The 17,710-nt window shown below is 46.6% G+C and carries 14 protein-coding genes; 5 read left to right on the top strand and 9 right to left on the bottom strand.

The window, feature by feature from the left end; translation table 11 throughout:
* Positions 1 to 487, top strand: a 487-nt coding sequence (locus tag AAE484_RS17120; RefSeq protein ID WP_341939656.1) for a lipase family protein, incomplete at its 5' end; no start/stop codon positions are given.
* Between the two features lie 1,310 nt (positions 488 to 1,797).
* On the opposite strand, the gene AAE484_RS17115 is transcribed toward AAE484_RS17120, so the two are convergent.
* The 3 genes from AAE484_RS17115 to AAE484_RS17105 form a co-directional block, all read right to left on the bottom strand.
* Positions 1,798 to 2,574, bottom strand: a complete 777-nt coding sequence (locus AAE484_RS17115; protein ID WP_341939655.1) for a metallophosphoesterase — start codon at positions 2,572 to 2,574, stop codon at positions 1,798 to 1,800.
* 149 nt (positions 2,575 to 2,723) lie between these two features.
* Positions 2,724 to 3,176 carry a type II RES/Xre toxin-antitoxin system antitoxin gene (parS, locus tag AAE484_RS17110; protein ID WP_341939654.1) on the bottom strand — a complete coding sequence of 151 codons (453 nt, stop codon included), beginning with the start codon at positions 3,174 to 3,176 and terminating at the stop codon, positions 2,724 to 2,726.
* 358 nt (positions 3,177 to 3,534) lie between these two features.
* Positions 3,535 to 3,870 carry a hypothetical protein gene (locus tag AAE484_RS17105; protein ID WP_341939653.1) on the bottom strand — a complete coding sequence of 112 codons (336 nt, stop codon included), beginning with the start codon at positions 3,868 to 3,870 and terminating at the stop codon, positions 3,535 to 3,537.
* Between the two features lie 635 nt (positions 3,871 to 4,505).
* Between AAE484_RS17105 and AAE484_RS17100 the strand changes: the two genes are divergently transcribed.
* Together AAE484_RS17100 and AAE484_RS17095 are read left to right on the top strand one after the other, a co-directional pair.
* On the top strand, positions 4,506 to 5,849 hold the full coding sequence (locus AAE484_RS17100; RefSeq protein WP_341939652.1) for a S8 family serine peptidase: 1,344 nt from the start codon (positions 4,506 to 4,508) through the stop codon (positions 5,847 to 5,849).
* A gap of 75 nt (positions 5,850 to 5,924) precedes the next feature.
* Positions 5,925 to 6,413, top strand: a complete 489-nt coding sequence (locus AAE484_RS17095) for a hypothetical protein (protein ID WP_341939651.1) — start codon at positions 5,925 to 5,927, stop codon at positions 6,411 to 6,413.
* 528 nt (positions 6,414 to 6,941) lie between these two features.
* Here AAE484_RS17095 and AAE484_RS17090 read toward each other — a convergent pair.
* The 4 genes from AAE484_RS17090 to AAE484_RS17075 are packed head-to-tail and all read right to left on the bottom strand — an operon-like array spanning position 6,942 to position 11,984.
* Positions 6,942 to 8,363: a TniQ family protein gene (locus AAE484_RS17090; RefSeq protein WP_341939650.1), complete on the bottom strand. Its 1,422-nt coding sequence runs from the start codon at positions 8,361 to 8,363 to the stop codon at positions 6,942 to 6,944.
* Positions 8,356 to 9,384, bottom strand: a complete 1,029-nt coding sequence (locus tag AAE484_RS17085) for a TniB family NTP-binding protein (RefSeq protein WP_341939649.1) — start codon at positions 9,382 to 9,384, stop codon at positions 8,356 to 8,358. Before AAE484_RS17085 ends, AAE484_RS17090 begins: the two co-directional genes overlap by 8 nt.
* Positions 9,374 to 11,326 (bottom strand): hypothetical protein, encoded by a 1,953-nt coding sequence (locus AAE484_RS17080; protein ID WP_341939648.1) that lies wholly within the window; start codon positions 11,324 to 11,326, stop codon positions 9,374 to 9,376. Before AAE484_RS17080 ends, AAE484_RS17085 begins: the two co-directional genes overlap by 11 nt.
* A gap of 46 nt (positions 11,327 to 11,372) precedes the next feature.
* Positions 11,373 to 11,984: a hypothetical protein gene (locus tag AAE484_RS17075; protein ID WP_341939647.1), complete on the bottom strand. Its 612-nt coding sequence runs from the start codon at positions 11,982 to 11,984 to the stop codon at positions 11,373 to 11,375.
* A gap of 316 nt (positions 11,985 to 12,300) precedes the next feature.
* Between AAE484_RS17075 and AAE484_RS17070 the strand changes: the two genes are divergently transcribed.
* Both AAE484_RS17070 and AAE484_RS17065 read left to right on the top strand, forming a co-directional pair.
* A complete protein-coding gene (locus AAE484_RS17070; RefSeq protein WP_341939646.1) occupies positions 12,301 to 12,963 on the top strand; it encodes a hypothetical protein in 663 nt (220 codons plus the stop codon).
* 252 nt (positions 12,964 to 13,215) lie between these two features.
* The gene (locus tag AAE484_RS17065; protein ID WP_341939645.1) at positions 13,216 to 16,416 is read left to right on the top strand and encodes a hypothetical protein; all 3,201 of its coding nucleotides are present in this window, start codon (positions 13,216 to 13,218) and stop codon (positions 16,414 to 16,416) included.
* A gap of 62 nt (positions 16,417 to 16,478) precedes the next feature.
* On the opposite strand, the gene AAE484_RS17060 is transcribed toward AAE484_RS17065, so the two are convergent.
* A complete protein-coding gene (locus tag AAE484_RS17060) occupies positions 16,479 to 16,898 on the bottom strand; it encodes a DUF6957 family protein (RefSeq protein WP_341939644.1) in 420 nt (139 codons plus the stop codon).
* Positions 16,899 to 16,994: 96 nt separating this feature from the next.
* The gene (locus tag AAE484_RS17055) at positions 16,995 to 17,456 is read right to left on the bottom strand and encodes a DUF6957 family protein (RefSeq protein WP_341939643.1); all 462 of its coding nucleotides are present in this window, start codon (positions 17,454 to 17,456) and stop codon (positions 16,995 to 16,997) included.
* Between the last annotated feature and the right edge of the window lie 254 nt (positions 17,457 to 17,710).

Here is a 17,710-nt window from a genome sequence, read left to right as displayed (position 1 = left end):
CGCGGCATTGGAAGATCATGGACTTCGGGAAAAACCATTGTACTTCACAGGCCACAGTTTAGGCGGGGCTTTGGCGACTATTGCCGCGAAGCGAATCACACATAAGGGAGGAAACGCGGCATGTTATACCTTTGGATCCCCAAGAGTAGGGGATGATACATGGATATCCGAAATAAAAACGCCGATTTACCGTTTAGTTAACGCGGCTGATGGAGTGACAATGATGCCGCCAGGCCATGCTTTTATACAAACCTTAAGTTGGGTCTTGAGGTTGATTCCCGCCGTGGGGATATCCGCTTCAAGCTGGATATTGTCAAGATTCAGCGGGTATATTCATGGCGGAAATATGCGATATCTCACAAACTGCCGAAAAGGGAACTTTAAGAAAGTTAAACTGCTTTATTCCGTGAACATTTTTTACCGAGCGAAAGGCATGTTCGGCAGTGGTATCCGGAGTGAGCGCTGGACGTTTCCCAGCAACAACTAGAACCCATGGTGGACACGCCGCCCCGAGCAACTGATATCTGAACTGATACAAGATCGGGTGATTCTGCGCTGCAACACACTGATAACAGGTTTGACTGATGACAAAAGAGCGCTTCGGGTCTTTGCCACACGCTGTAAGTGCACGGCAAGGGCAACTTTAGAAGAAGTCAAAAACGGCAAGAATCTCATCTAATTTTGAAAACAGGCATCTTGCCTTGAGCTGATATAGGGCTGGAGGCTAGTTGTAGCAAGGGCTTGCGCTTTTCAAATGGTGGTGAGACCGAATCTCAGTCTCACTTTGAAATGACACATTTAAATGTCATTTCAAAGTTAAGCTGAGATTCTCGTCCTTTATAATTCAACGGCTTAGGAGGGTTTTTCAAACGGCGCCCTCGAATTTTTTCAAAGAATAGGTGAGACTATTCTCCAAAATTCAAAAGAAAATGAGACTGGCCAAAAAGTGACCAATCTACGATAGCCAAATGCCCTCACCGGAAGAAGCATTTTGACAATTATTAGTGCGCGTTAATAATAGTAAATGTTAGCGTACACAGCCTAGTTTGTCTACGTCTAGTGCAGATACAGGTTTAGACCATATTCGCAACTACAAACAAGCGGTAGCTATCTCTGAGGCCATCCGCCTGTCATTTGACGGCTTATCTATGCTCCTGGTTAATACCCATGAAGAGTCATAACAATGCAACTGCACGCGATTGCGACGTTCTGCGTTGTGAATTGCATTCATTATGCACCACCAGATTGTTGGCTGGGAGTCAAAAAATTTGAAAATGTAACAGGTGGGTCAACCGTGTCCCCTTAGTCTTGGCGAACTAACGAGGATTCCTCGGTAGTTCGCATCATCCCGCTCCTTGGTATCCGCCAAATCGCCAAAGAAGTCTTTTTGTAGTAGAGAATGTTTGAGTTCGACCAGATTCTATATCAACCTCGGATACTCGATTGGTGTCATCCGTGAAATTCCTTACTAAATGAAGTTATCCTACCAAGCTAGGTAGGGGAGCTACTTTCGACGACTTTTTGTGTATTAACTAATATGGTATATCGTTCTTATAAATCGCCAAAATGCAACTAAACCAGCATGGTCGATTGATAGGTTATGTGGCTACCAAAACTCGTTGCACGGAACCTCTAACCCTCTCGAAGAGCCATAAGACATCACGAACCGAAGCCCGCTATTCCGACAAAAGCTATAGACAACGCCAAACAGAATGGGATTTGGTGGTCTGACCCGTGGTGGGAGGATAGGCACTGGTACAAAAATACTAGGTTTTCCAAGCCGCGTTAACTAGCTCTTTACAAATGAATGATCATTGACGGGCTATAAGCGGGGATATGGCCCTGTTCGGACGGATATCCTAGCTGGTTACTTACCAACCGGGTACTCCCAATTCTGAGGTCGTCACTGTAGTGGTTATGACCATAGATCCAAAGGGCAGGCTGATGCTGATGGATTATATGGTCTACGTTGGCTTGGAAATAGGAGGCCATATCATCAAGAGCATAATTTTTGTTGTGCGTTTTAAGTCCTGGTGGGAAATGAGATACGACAACGGTTTTCTCTGCGTCAGATTTAGACAGCTCCGCTTCCAGGTATGACACGCTTCTTCTAAAACGATTGGCAGAATCTTTCGGCGTGAATCGATCATTCTGTTTGGTGCTTATCAAACGGAAATCGTTGATGCCTCTGTCGGCCACAAACATCGATCGTTCGCTCTCTCCAAGAATTGAAAAATCTGTCCAAAGCGTGCAGCCCACGAACTTAACAGAATCGATCACGATCGATTCGTTTTCCAAAAAATGTATTCGCTCATGACTTTCGAAGGCAGATCGGTACTCGTCAGTTTGCTGATCTATATTTCGTTGGTAGTACTCATGATTACCTGCGATCCACACAATAGAAGTGGATGGAAACTTAAGTGACAGATCGAAGACGATATCCAGAGATTGCTTGCCCACTCCTATATCTCCAGCAAGGACAATCACGTCCACATCGGTAGGGAACGACAAGGCGCTTGACCGATCGGTGCTAGAAAATTCCAAATGGATGTCTGAAGCTACTGCTAGTTTCATTTTTACCTACTTGGTGAAAAATTAATTCTTCTAAACGGAGTATCCAAGCGACATCCTGTTTCTGATAGTTCAGCTGTGATTTCCTGACAACCCGGTAATCACTAGAAAATCCAATGGAGCCATCAATAAGTAGAGTCCCTCTGACCCCTTCAACTAAAAACTCCGTTCCGCAAGCGGCCGATTAGATTCTTTACTTCTTCCGCTCCGAACTCAGTGGTTGCATGCTCCAGCGGTGTTTCGTCGCCTAGGATATCCAACGGAGTACGCAGCCAAGCTAGTGCTGCATCATGATCTTCTTGCATCAAAAGGATGGCGTCGTCGAGTATCAAAGCAAAACGAACGACCCGATCTGATTCCTCGGCACGAAGCACTCCTTTAGCTTTCCTACGGTAGAGAGTCGAAGCGGACATGGATAGTAAAAAAGAAAGCTCCTTTTGTGAGGCGTCCAGCGCTAGTCTGAGCTCTTCCATGGCTTCGACTTTGAGACCATGGCGGATGAACTTGAGCGTTTTCCGTGGGTCCCCAGGTTGAATGCCGGTGATACTCGTCGCTACCCGTCCTTGAAATGACACTGGCCCCCTAGTGATTCTCTTGTCGTTCATAATCTACTCTGCTTGATCAAAACGGCCAAAATTGCATTGGGCACACTTTCTCAGCGAATAGTTCATGCTGTGTCAGTGAGAAATTCGGTGGGTATTGTACTTGGCGAATATTGGCAGTCAGAGGAGCACCCCTTGGAAGTCGGATTTTAGATGTGGTGTGTGTTTTTTTGAATACGCCTTGTAGAATCTCCAATGTGACCAAAAGTGTATATATATTTCGACATCATTATTTTTTCCTAAGAGTTGCGTCGCTGACAGTATGAATATGTGGTAAAAGATCAGGTCGGTCGAGACGTAAAAGGCCCATAATGCCATGTCAGGGAATAAGCCTAGGATCCGTCTACCTTCTTCACGTAACCTACATACTGGTCATCTGGTATGAAAAATCGACCCCAGGCATCCGGCTCAAACCCTTCTTGTGTCCAATGTATACAACACATCCCAAGGCGCGGGGTTTGCTGCGCGCTAGTGGCGAATCGACTAACTCCTTGCCTGCCTCGTAGTCCGGTTTGATTTCGCCAACGAAAACCACCTTTCCGCTATTGTCGCGAATCTCTACCCAATCCGATTTCTCCAATATTACAAGTCCATCCATGGAATCATCATCGTCCGATTGGAGTGCCCCTAGGCCCGTTTCAAGCCAGCCGAAAAAAGTACCCTGATGAACGCCAGCTGGTCGAATACCGGATTTCATTTCTACACCCCGCTTGATCAAAGAGACGTCGAATACTGTGTTCGCATCAGTACCCGGGCTACCCGCTCAAGGTAGGCTGATAGCGTTCAAATTGCAAGCGGAAAATTCTGTAACCCTCTGATTTTACAGGTTATTTATGTTCGCGGATAATATGTATCAGATAATGATAAGTAGTTGAACTTTATGTATATATTTTATCAGCGGATATCGAATGCGATTTAATGCGCCAGGTTTCTTATAAAGATTCCATTTTAGCAATTTCCACATAATAGCAAATTGATATACTTACCGGCTCTTTGCTAAATCTCTAATGTTCATGACACCATAGGTTGACCATCAGTTGACACCATAATATGGCCGCTTCCACGGAAATCACCCTGATTACTATCTGTTCATTCAGCCAGCACGGCGATTTTTCGGATTCAGGAGCGAGATGTTCTCAACGGTACTTGCTCCGCTGAACTCGCGTTTTTTACAGATCTCCCCAACAATTTTACATGACAGGTTCACATCCTTTAGCTACAGTTAGTACGCGGGGGCTATTAGCGTGAACCGCGCACAAAGTCATTCCTGATGCCCTGGATGTGTTCCGGGATGTCACAATTGGATGCTAACCGTCTTTTGGAGATATAGACATGGATAACAGGATTCGTTTTTTTGGCTTTTTCTTCTCTATCATTTTTAGTGGTTACTTAAGCCTTCCGGCAGTTGCAAGTAGCGGGGAACCCTACATTGTTCAATTTAACGACTCATATTTAGGGAAAACCGAAATCGCCAAGGAGTTACTACAAAGTAATTTTCAAACTCGGGCTCAGGCTTTGGGCACACGAAGTAAAATCAGTTTTACGCACACCTACCGCCATGTCATTGCCGGCGCCGTGGTGAAATTGACAGAGGATGAAGCAAACTACGTAAAAGGTTTGGATTTTGTCCATCATCTCGAAAAAGACGGGGCGAGCTATCCGGACCAAGGCTGGGGACGTGACAGAATTAATCAGCGAGATCTTCCTCTGGACAACAATTTCTCAACGACACATGACGGAATGGGGGCAACTATCTTTGTCGTTGACACTGGGATCGACGATTCTCATGACGAATTTTACGGTAGAATTGTCGAGAGCATGGGAGTTGGAAGTGTTTCCGGGGGCGATGACTGCCAAGGGCATGGTACCCGTGTTTCCAGTATCGCAGCAGGGGCCAGTGTAGGTGTCGCCAGTGGCGCAGATATTTATAGCATTCGTATCAGCGGCGACTGTGCTGACGGGACCGCGGACCACGCAGATATGATCTCTGCGTTCGATCACATCAGATCTCGGATAACTCAGGATTCGCCAACGCATCCTATCATCGACAACGCTGTTGTAAATTTTTCTTACTCTCCTACATCCGCCGCAGTTGAACAAAGCGTGGAAAGCCTTATCCGTGCAGGGGCTGTTGTAGTCACCAGCGCAGGCAATGATGACGAAAACGCCTGCGGTCAAGCTATGCCACCCTCGGCACTTGTGGTCGGCGCAACCAACGACAGTGACGAGCGTTGGGTCCGCTTTACTCAAGGAAGCAACTACGGGGTCTGTGTAAGTCTACTGGCGCCAGGAGACGAAGTGCCCGTCGCTGACCTCGGTGATGACGATGGTTATATACACAGAACCGGAACGTCTTACTCTTCTCCGTATGTAGCGGGGATCGCAGCGACATATCTAGAGCGTTTCCCAGGTGCCAACAATATGGAAGTTAAGGAGGCAATTATTGACGGCGCCAGTCAGGGCAAGTTAACCAATTTAAATAACTCTCCCAACCTGTTGGCTTATACGGAAATTGATCAGCCTGATTCCTACTGGCAGCAGGCGGGAATGACGACAATCCCCGGGCCTGCGAGCTCCTTCTATCCGAAACCAGGGTGTGATTTAAATGATCACGCCTTTACAGCTGTCGGTTCGAGTGGGAGCCAAACTATCGTGATCCGGTGGATTTGTATGTAGCAAACTAGCGGTTAACTCTAAATACGGCCGCTGAATGGGGATCAGCGGCTTCTATTCAACACAGAGGTTACCAGTATGAATAATATCAATTTTGTTGTGAGTACTTTATTCTGTGCCTTCATGGTTAGCGCGTGCGGATCTGATTCTAAGAAAAATACCGATACCGGTACGAACGATGATGAAGTCATTTGTCCAGATGAAGTAGTTTTCGAAGATCCTCTGGTTAGAGTCATTTCTGTGACAGACAGCTCAAGCGACGATATCCTGGTTCAGGTCACACTTAGCGAGCTGACACTAAATCAACAGAGCTATGACTTTGACGAGATGCACTCATCGAGTATCGAGAGCCTTGATATATCCTCCGACGGTAAGTCCGCGATTTGCACAATTCCATGTGGTTTGTTCTCCGCCGAGGGCGAATACTCCATGGTTGTCAACGCACCCGCCTTCGAACCAAAGCGGATCGAGTTCGAGCCAGACTACGAGAGTGACGGAGGCCCTCCCTGCCGAAATAGATTTTCGGGGAGCTATGAACTGTCTATAGCCCTGGACCCGGAACACTAGTCCCTGGAACTGAATCAAGAAGTGTGCTTTGGGAGCCGTTGAGCAGGAACCATTGAATTCTTGCATTCAACAGGATCTAAAATAGGGTTCAGCACCCCTCTGATCCCGGCCACCTAATGCGGAGCCCATAATTAACTGTTCTTGACACCATAGTTTAGCCAAACCGGTCCAACTACAGTGTCAAGAACATCCAACGTCGTAGTTTATGGTTGTAATTCCAACGTTACCTGGTGCGATGGGTTCTGAACTTTTCAGGTGTGAGGCTCAAGGGCGAAGGATTCCTCTCTCGGCAGCCAAAATCGAGAGAGGGTGGTTTTTGGGTAAGCGAAGTCCTCTCGCTCTCATACGAGAAACGGGATGCTCAGCGAGCTGTCGAGATAGTGAAAAACTGCCCTCCGCCTGCTGGCGGAGAATCTCTTCACGTTCTTCGGCTGGTGAGAGATGAGCCTTTTCTGCCTCAGGCTTTTTCATGCGATGCTACCTATCAGCAGTTGGTAATTTGAGCTCAGTTTACCAGATGGTCAAAATTTAGTCATGTGACCGATGGCGCTCTGAGACCAATGCGTAGAGAGACGGCCCGTCGATCGCGTCCACGTAGCGCTGCCAGCGAGCGAGAGCCAGGTGTCCAGACTTAACCAGTTTCTTGGTTTTCTCGATCGAGCACCCGATCGCCGCAGAAGCGGCCGGGAGAGCAACAGGCCCGTCGCATTCACGTTCAAACTTCCTGGCAAGCCATAGGGAAAGCTCTTCCTCACGGACTCTGACTGTACTCATATCGCACCCTTTATCGAAGTACCCAGGTATCTCTCCTTGGAGAACGGCACAGAGCACTTCCCCATACTTGCATAGGTGGCTGCGAAGCGCCTTGTCTTTAACAGTCAATAGGCGATACCCGGACGTATCGGCTGGAGCAGGCATTACTGACAAAACTTTGACTGCTTCTCGCACATCGAACAACTGATCCCTAACAATCGATGTTGAATTTATCGGCTGTATGAGATCCGCTTCAGTGACCTTCAATAAATCCGGTTTGGATACCCCTAAGTACTCGGACAGACCTAGGTGATCAGCCTGATACCTTAACGCGGATAGATCACCGTTTCTGATCCATTTCTTTCGTGAGGGGCGCACATACTCAACCATTTCTCTAGTGATTAGGTGAGGATCATCCGTTACACGCGCGTTAATCTCGAAGTCCGGCTCTGGAGCCCTAGGTGCCCTCGAGCTGTTATCTATTTCCTTCAAAACATGCAATATCAGATCACTGTGTCCTAGGCTGTAGGGAATTCGCTGCAGAACTTGGTATATACAGTCATACGGACGAGCAAATTTTAGAATCGCCACGCACAGCTTATCGAGGGCATCTGATGTCGCTCTTATGTCTCCATTTTCATCGGGAATGAGATCAGCCTCTAACTTGGAAAACTTAGTACCTGATGCCGGGAGGCTGTCAATCTCACTCCATTGCTTGGAACAGGTCGTACAACCCCTGAATATGTTCGAATCCCATCGAAGCTGGGAGCCACAATCGGGGCATGTGTCGAGCAGGGGAGTCCGATGAATGGGGCAGCGGGCCACTGTTCCGATACACCATCTCCAGTCCAAGCGCTTATTGGAGGCGAGACAGCCGGGGCAGACTCTCATAAAGTCGACGACAAGCTCCTTGAACATACGTCGATCTGAAAACTGCCATCGCTTCATCGAATTCCCTAAGGTGAAGCTAATATGCCTATTAGCATCTCTTCCAAGAACGTCACTTAACGGGCCTGACAGGTAATTAATCTGGGCGCCAGACCAATGACCCCACCCATTGATCTTTGACTTCTCTACACCAATAGCCGATTGCAGCTCTTGGATGTTGATCAGACCGTTTACCTCCGACAACCTCAGTAGATAGCCTGACAAGCTTTCAGAACACTCGGGATAGGGCCTCACGCCTAGTTTAGCCACGCGTTTTTCCTTTTAAACGTTTAGCCTCGTCTTCTAGCGACTTCAGGTAATCTTCATACCGAGCTTCTACTTTGTCATAGCTCGCTGAAAATGGATTGAAATTTCCCAGGTGAGCATTGAATGGAACGTCTGGGTACATCTGCTCCATGAACGTTCGGGTAATCGGCCGTCCATCTTTCAACCTCAAGATCAAGCGCATAAATAACTTGTTGATAAACCTGGGTTTCCCTTGAGTCGCTAGTAAGATACGAAGGAGCATATCCTTGTCGTTGATAGGGCAGCAATTCACACCGGCCTCGTCCAGTGCTTTCGCGATGCCCCTCATATACTGTCCAAACTCAATGGCGGACGCTCTTGTAGTCATGTCAAAGGGCTGGAATAGTACGTGGTCGAACGACAACCTTTCTCTCAGCTCAGGATGGCCGTCAAGCACATCTCGACCATCGAGTAACCCAGAACACACGGTGGCCAGTCGGTGTTCGTCGCATAATATTTTCATAAAATTAAGCGTGTCGCCTGTATAACGATCACGCTTCAGCAAATGGTGATATTCGTCAAATACGATCATCTCCACTCGCTGTTCTACGATCATACGATTCAAGCGCATATCCAGAGTTCCCGATGATCGAGCATAGGGCTTGATGTGTTCGCCCACCTCCAACAGTTTCTCGATAACTCTTGGAATCGTAGGTCTACCTGGAATACGAATTATCAATACTGGAAGCGGGGTTAGCTCCTCAGTAGGTTGGGCGCTGGGTCGCTTATAGACTCTACTAACATACGTATTCAACAGAGTGGTTTTACCAAGTCCAGGATCACCCTCTACGATCATTCCGCCGCCCTCCAAACCGGACATTGAGTGTGTAGCCTCAAGAGCTTCCATGCCTTGCTTGAAGATCTTATGATGCATAGTCGCCGCATAGAATTTCTGAGCGGACTCTGGCAGTCCATTGTTCCGATGTCGCGCTGCCGTGTCGCCGGCCAAATCAAACGGGATATGACTGTAGGTATCAATCTTCATCTTGGTAACCCTCTAGGCTATCGAAATCAATATCGTCGAGAACTGATGTGGTTCTTGAAGTGGAAGGGCTTTCGTCATCGCCCTTACATTGCGATATGAATGAAACTTCAGTTTCTTGGACGGAGCGAGTGAGATCGTCAGGTGTCGCCGTTATCGCCTTGCGTTCGCGGTGCTTTCTCACTTTCGCCGAATGCTTTAATCTCAGTTCCTTGATATCGTCATCGTCAGCTAGTACTCGAACGTGGTGGTGCCCCTTGTTTTTGTAGCCCTTAACCCGTTTGGCTTCAAACTCAGCTAATGACATGCCAGGCTCTATGGCGGAGTCATTTGCGGGAATAAGATGGCGTTCATCGGTGAATGGGTCGACAATTTTGACAACCGATATGTCCATGATCGATCGAGAAGCTTTGACAAACGCCGGCTCGCCTCTGGATCTCAATTTCAGTCCAATGCGTTTCAAATGTCCTTCGCTATCGTTATAGCGAACATTACCGATGGCAATGCCCTGATGGCAGACATCGCCCGATATCTTTCGCCACAGCTCTTCACTAAAGGGCAACTGGATCGCCTCGAGATTTGCAGGAACCATCGGGCTATCACCGGATTCTTGGTAAAACTCAGTCCACGCCTGATAAGGAGCTTTGTAGTTAATTCCCGAATGTTCGGTGTGATGGTACTCATCGACGATCCATCTCTCCAGTTTCGCCTTGAATTGCGCAGGAGTCATAACAGCCTGTTCTCGGATTGTTGCATCGGCTATTTTTCTCGGGTCCCGACCGCAGTATCCGGGTAGGTTTTGAGCGAATTGGGTACGTACCGTCCCGTTAAAGCGCTCGATGTACGGCTTCTCCCAGCCTGAGTAGGTCGCTAGAATCTCAGATGATGAGCCAGCAACCTTCAAAAATGACTGGGTTTCAACTGATGAGTAGCCTTTTCCGCCATCAGAAACAGCGCATTCTATAGCACCATACATTGGCCAGTCAGACTCGCACTCCTTTGAGAAGGTACCTACCGGTTTGGGGCATAGAGCATGCCTGTATGCGTCAATCACACAGCTACTCGGTTCACCTCGGCCAATGTTCATCTGATAACCCAGGATTGAGCGCGTGTGGCAGTCAAGAACAAAGAATAACGTGACATAGCCCAAGAATAGGCCATCATCATCAACTAAACCAATCGCGAGAGATAAAGCGTCACTCTCAACTCGCTCAAGTGGGCGCTCTGTTTTCAGCTTTTTGACGGCATTGCGCCTTGTCGCTCGTGTTGCCTTCCGACCTAGCCGTTTAAGAGACTGTTCAAATGGATCGATCTCATCAATCCAGTTTATGAACGTCTGATAACACGGTAGGCTATTGACTTCATAGCCATCCTTCTTCATCTTCACCACGAATATGTCAAATACATACTGGTATGTCGGAAGACTGGTCGTTAGATAGTGCTCATCAATGCACTCCATCGCGGCGTCCCTTAGTTCTGGGTAGCTGGGAAACCGGCGCTTTCTGGCTGTCAGGCATGATCGAGCCACTCCCAAAGAGTGGTCGTATTCATCCCTTGCCCATCGGGCGAGTGTTGCTGGGGATGGAGGGTTTGAGTCATTGAGAGCCTTGGCACATCTCATAATGGCTCTCTTGCGAATTTTGGAGCCTCCGACTTTACGTTTTCCCGAAACCTTCTCAAGCTCTTTGACGTATTGAGATTTGCGTGCCACGTCGATTTCTTCTTTCACGGTCATTACGTCCCTAAACCGGCTTTCAATGATGCCAGGTTTCATCAGCATGAGCGTTTTTCCCAGGGCTCGCTCAGCTGTCGAAATGTCGATAATTTTGGGCTCCGAATAGCTATCAAAGTCGATGACGATGTGCTCCTCGGTGGAGGCCAATATGCGGCCAACCGTGTTGTGGTAGGACACACGTGTACCCACAGTTTTCAGTGATGCGTTCATAGTTGGACTCTCTTCTATAGCCAATAGGATGCCGGGATGGGCGTGATTACCACGTTAAATACAACCTATTCCAGGGGAGGGTAATGTCACACCGAATAAGCTTATGCGCGATTGCACGTCGCGCGAGACAGGGATGAAAACCGTTGCGCGTTAGATCACTCAGAAATTTGTCGATCGGAGCGTCCCGGTAGGGCAGTAGTTTTTGAACACGTTCCATCTCCTCCTGAGGGCTTCGGTGGGCCCATGCCGGCGCCAGATACCTCAGATTGGTCGCTCTGTAGCCGACTCTGATATCCCGCTCGGTCACCATGCGGAACGTTTTTCCTTCGTCTTCGTAGAGGGAGGCGATTCGATTGAACTTGTCGAGATTCTTGGCCCGTTGAGATGTCGCCCAATATTTCACTTCATCGACAAATACATGTCCAAGCTCGGACAGCTCTGCATCCGGAGTGTAGCGCCGGTCTCTGCCCCCAACTTTGTAAATTAGTGGCTCGGGCTGCATGCGCAGATAGTCATATGTCCTGTCTTCAAAGCACTTCCAGAAAAAATAATCTTTTTCCAATTCGCTCTCAAAAATGGCGGCGACCCGATATCTGTGTGAATAGCCAATTCCCGTGCTTCGAACCGGGGATTGCCGAACCTGTTTTCTGGGTTTCATGCGTTTCTCCATCTCAGTGTAGGGGCGGTACTACTGTCATGAGACGCCGCCATCGAAAGTCTGAACGTTCCACTCGCTGTAACAATCTTGTCCCTCAATATACTAGGGCCATTTTAGAAAGCAAATGTAAGCCTTTGATATCCCTTGACTTTTTAATATTTTCCTGCAAATTAAGTCCACTTCAATTCCCCCCTAACTGATTGATCCAATTGGAAATAGAAAAACGGACAAAAATGTCAAAAAAAAAGAGGCTTTTTCGCATATAATGGGCTGGAAAATTTTTTTCAGACATTTTTTACAGGAAAATCAATAGGTTATGGTTAAAAAAGAGGTCCAGCAGGCATTAGAGCGATTATCGGCCAGTGAATCGGTCAAAAAACACTCAAAAAACCTCGCCGGAGAGATTTTGGTGGCTTTCAACCCCTCACCGAAGAGGGTTGATGTCGAGGCGGAGGAGGCGCTGGGTATAGCTATAGAGGGGGTGCTTAGAAAGCTGGCCAACGGGGAGTTGACGATTCCTGCCGACGTGGAGAAGAGTATCGACGCGGTGCTCATGACGAACCTAAGCAAGCACATGAAGCACCATCTATTAAAGCGGCTGGCCAGACGCTCAAACAAGGTATCGAAGGGTTCATTCGAGCGGGCACAAACAGCTCACGAAGAAGGTAGAGGTGCTAAACCTAGTCGTTATCAAGGACCCAGATTTGAGTCGTTTGAAGACGAGCAAGATCATAAGTTGGAGAAAGCGCCGGGTTATGAGCTGGACGATATGCTGATCTACCACGACAGCTCGAAAATTGATACGCTACTGGCGGATAGATCATTAAATGAGAAAGAGATACATGTGATCAAACGGAAGGCATCAGGCGTCTCACTGAAAGACATTGCAGCCGAGAACAATGAGCAATATGACGCTGTTCTTAAACGTTTTAATCGAGCCACCGAGAAAGCGGGCCTGGATAAAAAACTCTTAAAGTAGGTTTTTGTACACCAGAAATAGTTGAAAAGGTGCACACTATTCGCCTGCCGAAAGGAGCAATGCTTCCACATCAGGGGTTCTCTATGAAGTCCAGATCGGAAGAACGTTCGCGTTCGAAACCGTTCTTTTTGGGCCCGGTCCCAGGCCTTCTAATGCGTAGTTGACGATTGTCGTTTAATATTTATTATCAATTCACTTTACTCTAGAAATAACAAGAAATTCGGAGTGACTTTAAGATAGGATGGAAGGGCAATGCTGTGGAGACTCGGCTGGTTTTTAAATACACTCAACTACCAGGTCAAAAAAAATCTCAAAGATACTATCTATAGTTCTGAAGCGTATAGATTGTATAAATGGAGTTTTATCGAATCACAAATCATTCAATGGTCAAGACGCCCAATTTCATACGTTTTCTTTATTCTCATCGCGCTAGCCCTGATACAAGCGGCGGGCTACTTTTTGGAACGGAACATTTTTCCTCTAGAGACGGACTCGTTGTTGGGCTGGAGTTGGCTTTATGACTGGCAAAAGTCCTTGCTTTCGGTGCAAGTCACGCTTGTTGGTGTTGTTTTGCCTCTAGCTATCAGTCTTGTTGGCATTCTTTTGCAAAGAAAGACAGCATCTAAGGCTATTTGGTCATTGTACCGGCAATACTCTGGTTTTCTATTCTTAAGTTTCAGCAGTATAGCCGCGCTACTTTACATTGGGGCTGGACCGTACATCGATACACTTATGGAGCCAGTGAGCTACTCGCTTTGGTGTGCTCTTTCATTTATTTGGGTTTCTTTCAATATTTTATTAATTGGCTGGTTTATCAGAGCTACGTTCTTAATCGTTCATGAGCCTTACAGAGACCAATTGTTGTTGAGGTATACAATCAATGAATCATTTGTCGAAGGAATAAAAAGCCGATTATCTTACTTTATTCCTGAGGAATCTATTCGCTTCAAACTTATAAGCACGTCTGAAGATTCAAAACTCGATATTTCAACATTTAGGTTCAGCCAGGAAGGCGAAGAGTCCATTTCGGTAAAATTTAGAAAACCTAAATATGTATCGGAAATCAGATTTAGAATTCTCAATGTGGCGGTATACTTGATAACCAAGAGTATTGAGTCGAATGTCAAAAAGAGTAGGTTAATTCTTCCATTAAAGCCAAATAATCACGCATCCAAGGTCCATACTTTGGCTGCATTTAAAGGGTTTGATCCTGGATTTTCGGCTAGATCTCTACTTCGTTTAAGCTATAGATTTTCTAGAAACAAGCCCTTCAGCAATGACCTGGTGGACGAAATACTTCTATCCCTTGTTGGATCTGCAGAGGACGACTTAAGAGAAAGAAACCCGGCGCTATTTGAACAATCTGTTCGGCGGTTAGCTGAATGGCACTGCTCTGTCAGTGACGCGCTTTCGTTCGTCACAGATGAAAACGCCAACGATAATTGGTTATTACTTCCATCCTCCAGCTTTTGGTCGCGTACATATCTTGATGAGATGTTGAGGGCATATTATCTCTTAACCCTGAAAGCTGTAGATGCTATACCGGAGTCAGTGTCGTACTATGAGGGCATGACGCACTTTCAAATAAAGATATACAGCTGGGGGGAAAAGCCTCTTCCCGAAAGAGCTGCAAAAGATCTTATTTATTCATCATATCTGACTTGGGTTGCACTGGTACGATGGGCTAGCACAACGACTAAAGTACCCGGAACATTGATCTACAATCAATATGAACATGCATTATTGGTGTACGTTGGAGCGTGGGAAAGCTGGCCTCTACATTTGGAACCTCGTTCACAACGATGGAAAGATAACACCAAGTCTGTCCCCCTATATCTTCATCATCTGATCTGCACAGGCCAACAGATCATTTCTGCGTTAAGAGATGGCGAACAAATGGCTTCAGAGTGGGCGGCGGATATGATGGTAAATTGGATTTCCAATATATCCCTTCACGAATACCAGCCAGTGAAGCATTTTTGGATTCACGAATTAGTAACTGTCAATATCCTAGATAGAGAAAGCACTTGTGATATATGGCAACTCATTTTGAATGAGAACAACTATAATGAGATGTCAGCTGCCCAGCTCGCAGTGGAGAATGCGTGGGTGGATGTTAGACTCGTTTGTGCTGCTTATCTACAGGCTAGCGCGAAAGATAATGACGGCCCTTATATTAGCCGTATTGTCCAGGCGTTGGTTGATGGAAAGCGGCTGAAGCCAACCGGTGGTGTTGAGAGGGGTTATGAACCAATTGCAACCGGAGGCGATATACTGGCCGCCTATATACGGCAACGATGCTATTGGGAGCATGGGGAGGAAAGCTATGGCAATTGGATGGACTCAATCGTAAGTACTTTTTCCCGTATCGAAGAGCCAAAGCGAGTCTCTGGGAGAATTTACTCTAGTGTAGGTGCGGATGATGTAAGAAGTCTTCAAGTACAGTACGTACAGCTGTCTATATTTAAATCAAATAGGCAATGGGAACTACCTAAACGCTGGGTCGAGGTTATATTTTCAACCATCTTTGATCAAGCTCATAGAGATACTCTGGTAAGAGAGCTTAACATTTGGCTAAAAATTGCGAAAATTGATATTACGCCAGACGATGAAGTTTTCACGGAGAATAGGATTGCTAATTTTGTATCTTCGATAGAAGAACTAATCTCTCTAATTACTAATAAATCAATGGATGAAATAAGGTCTGCTCCCATTGATGAGCATAAACTGCTAGAACTTGCATATTTTGCGTCAAAATCAGGGTTTTCGAAGGAGCCTGGTGTCAGCGCTGTTAAACTATTTGGTGAGGTCATCCCGTCAGGTGTAGCTCCTCACTCTGCCCCAAAAACTCTTAAGGTGTCCGGTTACTCCAAGAGTAATATCGCCGAAGGGATTGAAGTCAATAGAGCAATCAATGAAGGAGAGTGGATAGATGATGCTGTTAGCAAGCACGTCTCTATGTCTATTTTTCAGGAAATTTTTTCGCTCCCAAAGGCGGTCGAAACAGAATTTGAATCCAATTTGGAATTATTAAATAGGCTCAGTGCCGACATACGACAACACTCAAATGAACTCGGTGAAATGTCAGTATTTGTCGCATCCTGGTCTGTTATTAGTTTGTTAGATAAAATGTTATTTACATCATCTGACTCCAGGGGTTTGGCTATTGAGTATAGACAAGGATTAGGAAATTCGTATGTTTGCCATTTTGAGGGGTGTGCTGTCTATCAGATTTCAAACTTGAAAAATAGTCATTCTCTTTTGGTTCCGAATGCCACTTTAAAATCCATAACATTTTTGGAGTTTTCCCCTGGTCGATTTGTTGACGTTACCTATGAAAACTTGAGCGAAGAAACGTTAAAGCTCACTCTCATATTTAAGTACTACATGGAGATTAATTTCGGCGACGAACCTGTTTACAGCTACATATCACTAAGTGGCGCTGAGGAATAGTTAAAAAATAGATTCCTCAGGTAAGACAGACGTTAGACCAATCGTAGTCGGGACGACTTAAGCTAAAATTGAGCGCTTACGAAACTAAATGGTCGCATTCTTAGCCTTTTTCCCGGTCCCTGCATCAAATAGATAGTATTTCGGGTTATGAACATGCAATTTTCACGAAATTCGACGAGAGGTGTCGAGCGTACACACTCGCCAGGGTTAAACCTACCCAGCTGATCTTCAATTACATTGTCTGAATAAAGCCCCACTGGCTGAGCGCCATGCTCACGAACCGCTTTTGAAAATTGGTCTTTGTCCACCCCAATCAGATCCACCCAGGTCCAATCCGCAACGATGCAGTAGGGTCGCCAAGGTGGTTGCGCCTCTAAGTCCCGGACAATCATCTCGATGTGGCTAGCGTCGGCGCCGAGATCGCAGGGATCGCCTTCACCGTGGACCAGTCTGGAGATTTCCTCAAGGTAGTCGTTCGTCATTTCAAGTGCTCCTAACCTATATTTGGTTGTCTGGTTCTCACGGTGGTTTGTGGTCGAGCCGCCTATGGAGGTAGTGTCGTCTTTGGAGAAATTGCTTCAATGCACTGATTTCAGAGCTTTCGAGTTATCTTGATGATGGAGTGCGGTGGCGAGTACAACAGTCCCTCCAGACTCCTCTACGTAGACGGTGGCACGTTTTCCAGATCCGCAGAGTATGTAATGGGTGTTGCGGGTAACGAACAGGCACTTCCAGAGAACCTCCTGGAGGCTGGTAGTAATTACACCCCGGAAGCCACGATCAGAATCATCCTGAAGCAACCGGTATGCGAGGACGAAGGAGTCTAGAAGAGTTTCGGGATCATTCCCGTTTTCAGGGATATTCTGATAGATATCGATCCATATCCAGTCGGCAACTACAGCCGTTGGCATGTTGGGGCGCAGACGTGCCGCCTTTTGCTGTATCTGAGACACAAAACCCCGATCGCAGCCGAGATCTGTAGAGACGCAACATGAAGGATTCATGGCGACTAAATAGGCGGCGTAGTCGTGATCAATCATAAAGGCATCCTGTTGGGGAGGGGAAAGCTCTCTTTCGTCGTAGTGACCATTTTCGCGGTTTGTTCAAGAATTTCTGTCCTTAGCACTATTTCATTATCCCCTGACTGAGATGTCGATCAAGCAATAAAATTCTGTAACCCATTGATTTTTATGGTATTTATTATACGCGATAGTAATTACAGGGGAGGTCCACGGAAGAGAATCCCTGCCAATTCAAAGGGTTAGAAAATATGAAATTGACATCACATTTCGAA

The sequence above is a fragment of the Marinimicrobium sp. C2-29 genome, from assembly GCF_038419845.1.
Taxonomy (GTDB): domain Bacteria; phylum Pseudomonadota; class Gammaproteobacteria; order Pseudomonadales; family Cellvibrionaceae; genus Marinimicrobium.
Note: the sequence above shows the minus strand (reverse complement) of the source record. Positions and strands in the feature narration are given on the sequence as shown.

Bases quoted from the DNA above. Each gene is read 5' to 3' on its own strand.
- AAE484_RS17115 (WP_341939655.1), bottom strand. From the start codon at position 2,574: ATGAAACTAGCAGTAGCTTCAGACATCCATTTGGAATTTTCTAGCACC.
- parS (WP_341939654.1), bottom strand. From the start codon at position 3,176: ATGAACGACAAGAGAATCACTAGGGGGCCAGTGTCATTTCAAGGACGG.
- AAE484_RS17105 (WP_341939653.1), bottom strand. From the start codon at position 3,870: ATGAAATCCGGTATTCGACCAGCTGGCGTTCATCAGGGTACTTTTTTC.
- AAE484_RS17100 (WP_341939652.1), top strand. From the start codon at position 4,506: ATGGATAACAGGATTCGTTTTTTTGGCTTTTTCTTCTCTATCATTTTT.
- AAE484_RS17095 (WP_341939651.1), top strand. From the start codon at position 5,925: ATGAATAATATCAATTTTGTTGTGAGTACTTTATTCTGTGCCTTCATG.
- AAE484_RS17085 (WP_341939649.1), bottom strand. From the start codon at position 9,384: ATGAAGATTGATACCTACAGTCATATCCCGTTTGATTTGGCCGGCGAC.
- AAE484_RS17080 (WP_341939648.1), bottom strand. From the start codon at position 11,326: ATGAACGCATCACTGAAAACTGTGGGTACACGTGTGTCCTACCACAAC.
- AAE484_RS17075 (WP_341939647.1), bottom strand. From the start codon at position 11,984: ATGAAACCCAGAAAACAGGTTCGGCAATCCCCGGTTCGAAGCACGGGA.
- AAE484_RS17070 (WP_341939646.1), top strand. From the start codon at position 12,301: ATGGTTAAAAAAGAGGTCCAGCAGGCATTAGAGCGATTATCGGCCAGT.
- AAE484_RS17065 (WP_341939645.1), top strand. From the start codon at position 13,216: ATGCTGTGGAGACTCGGCTGGTTTTTAAATACACTCAACTACCAGGTC.
- AAE484_RS17060 (WP_341939644.1), bottom strand. From the start codon at position 16,898: ATGACGAACGACTACCTTGAGGAAATCTCCAGACTGGTCCACGGTGAA.
- AAE484_RS17055 (WP_341939643.1), bottom strand. From the start codon at position 17,456: ATGATTGATCACGACTACGCCGCCTATTTAGTCGCCATGAATCCTTCA.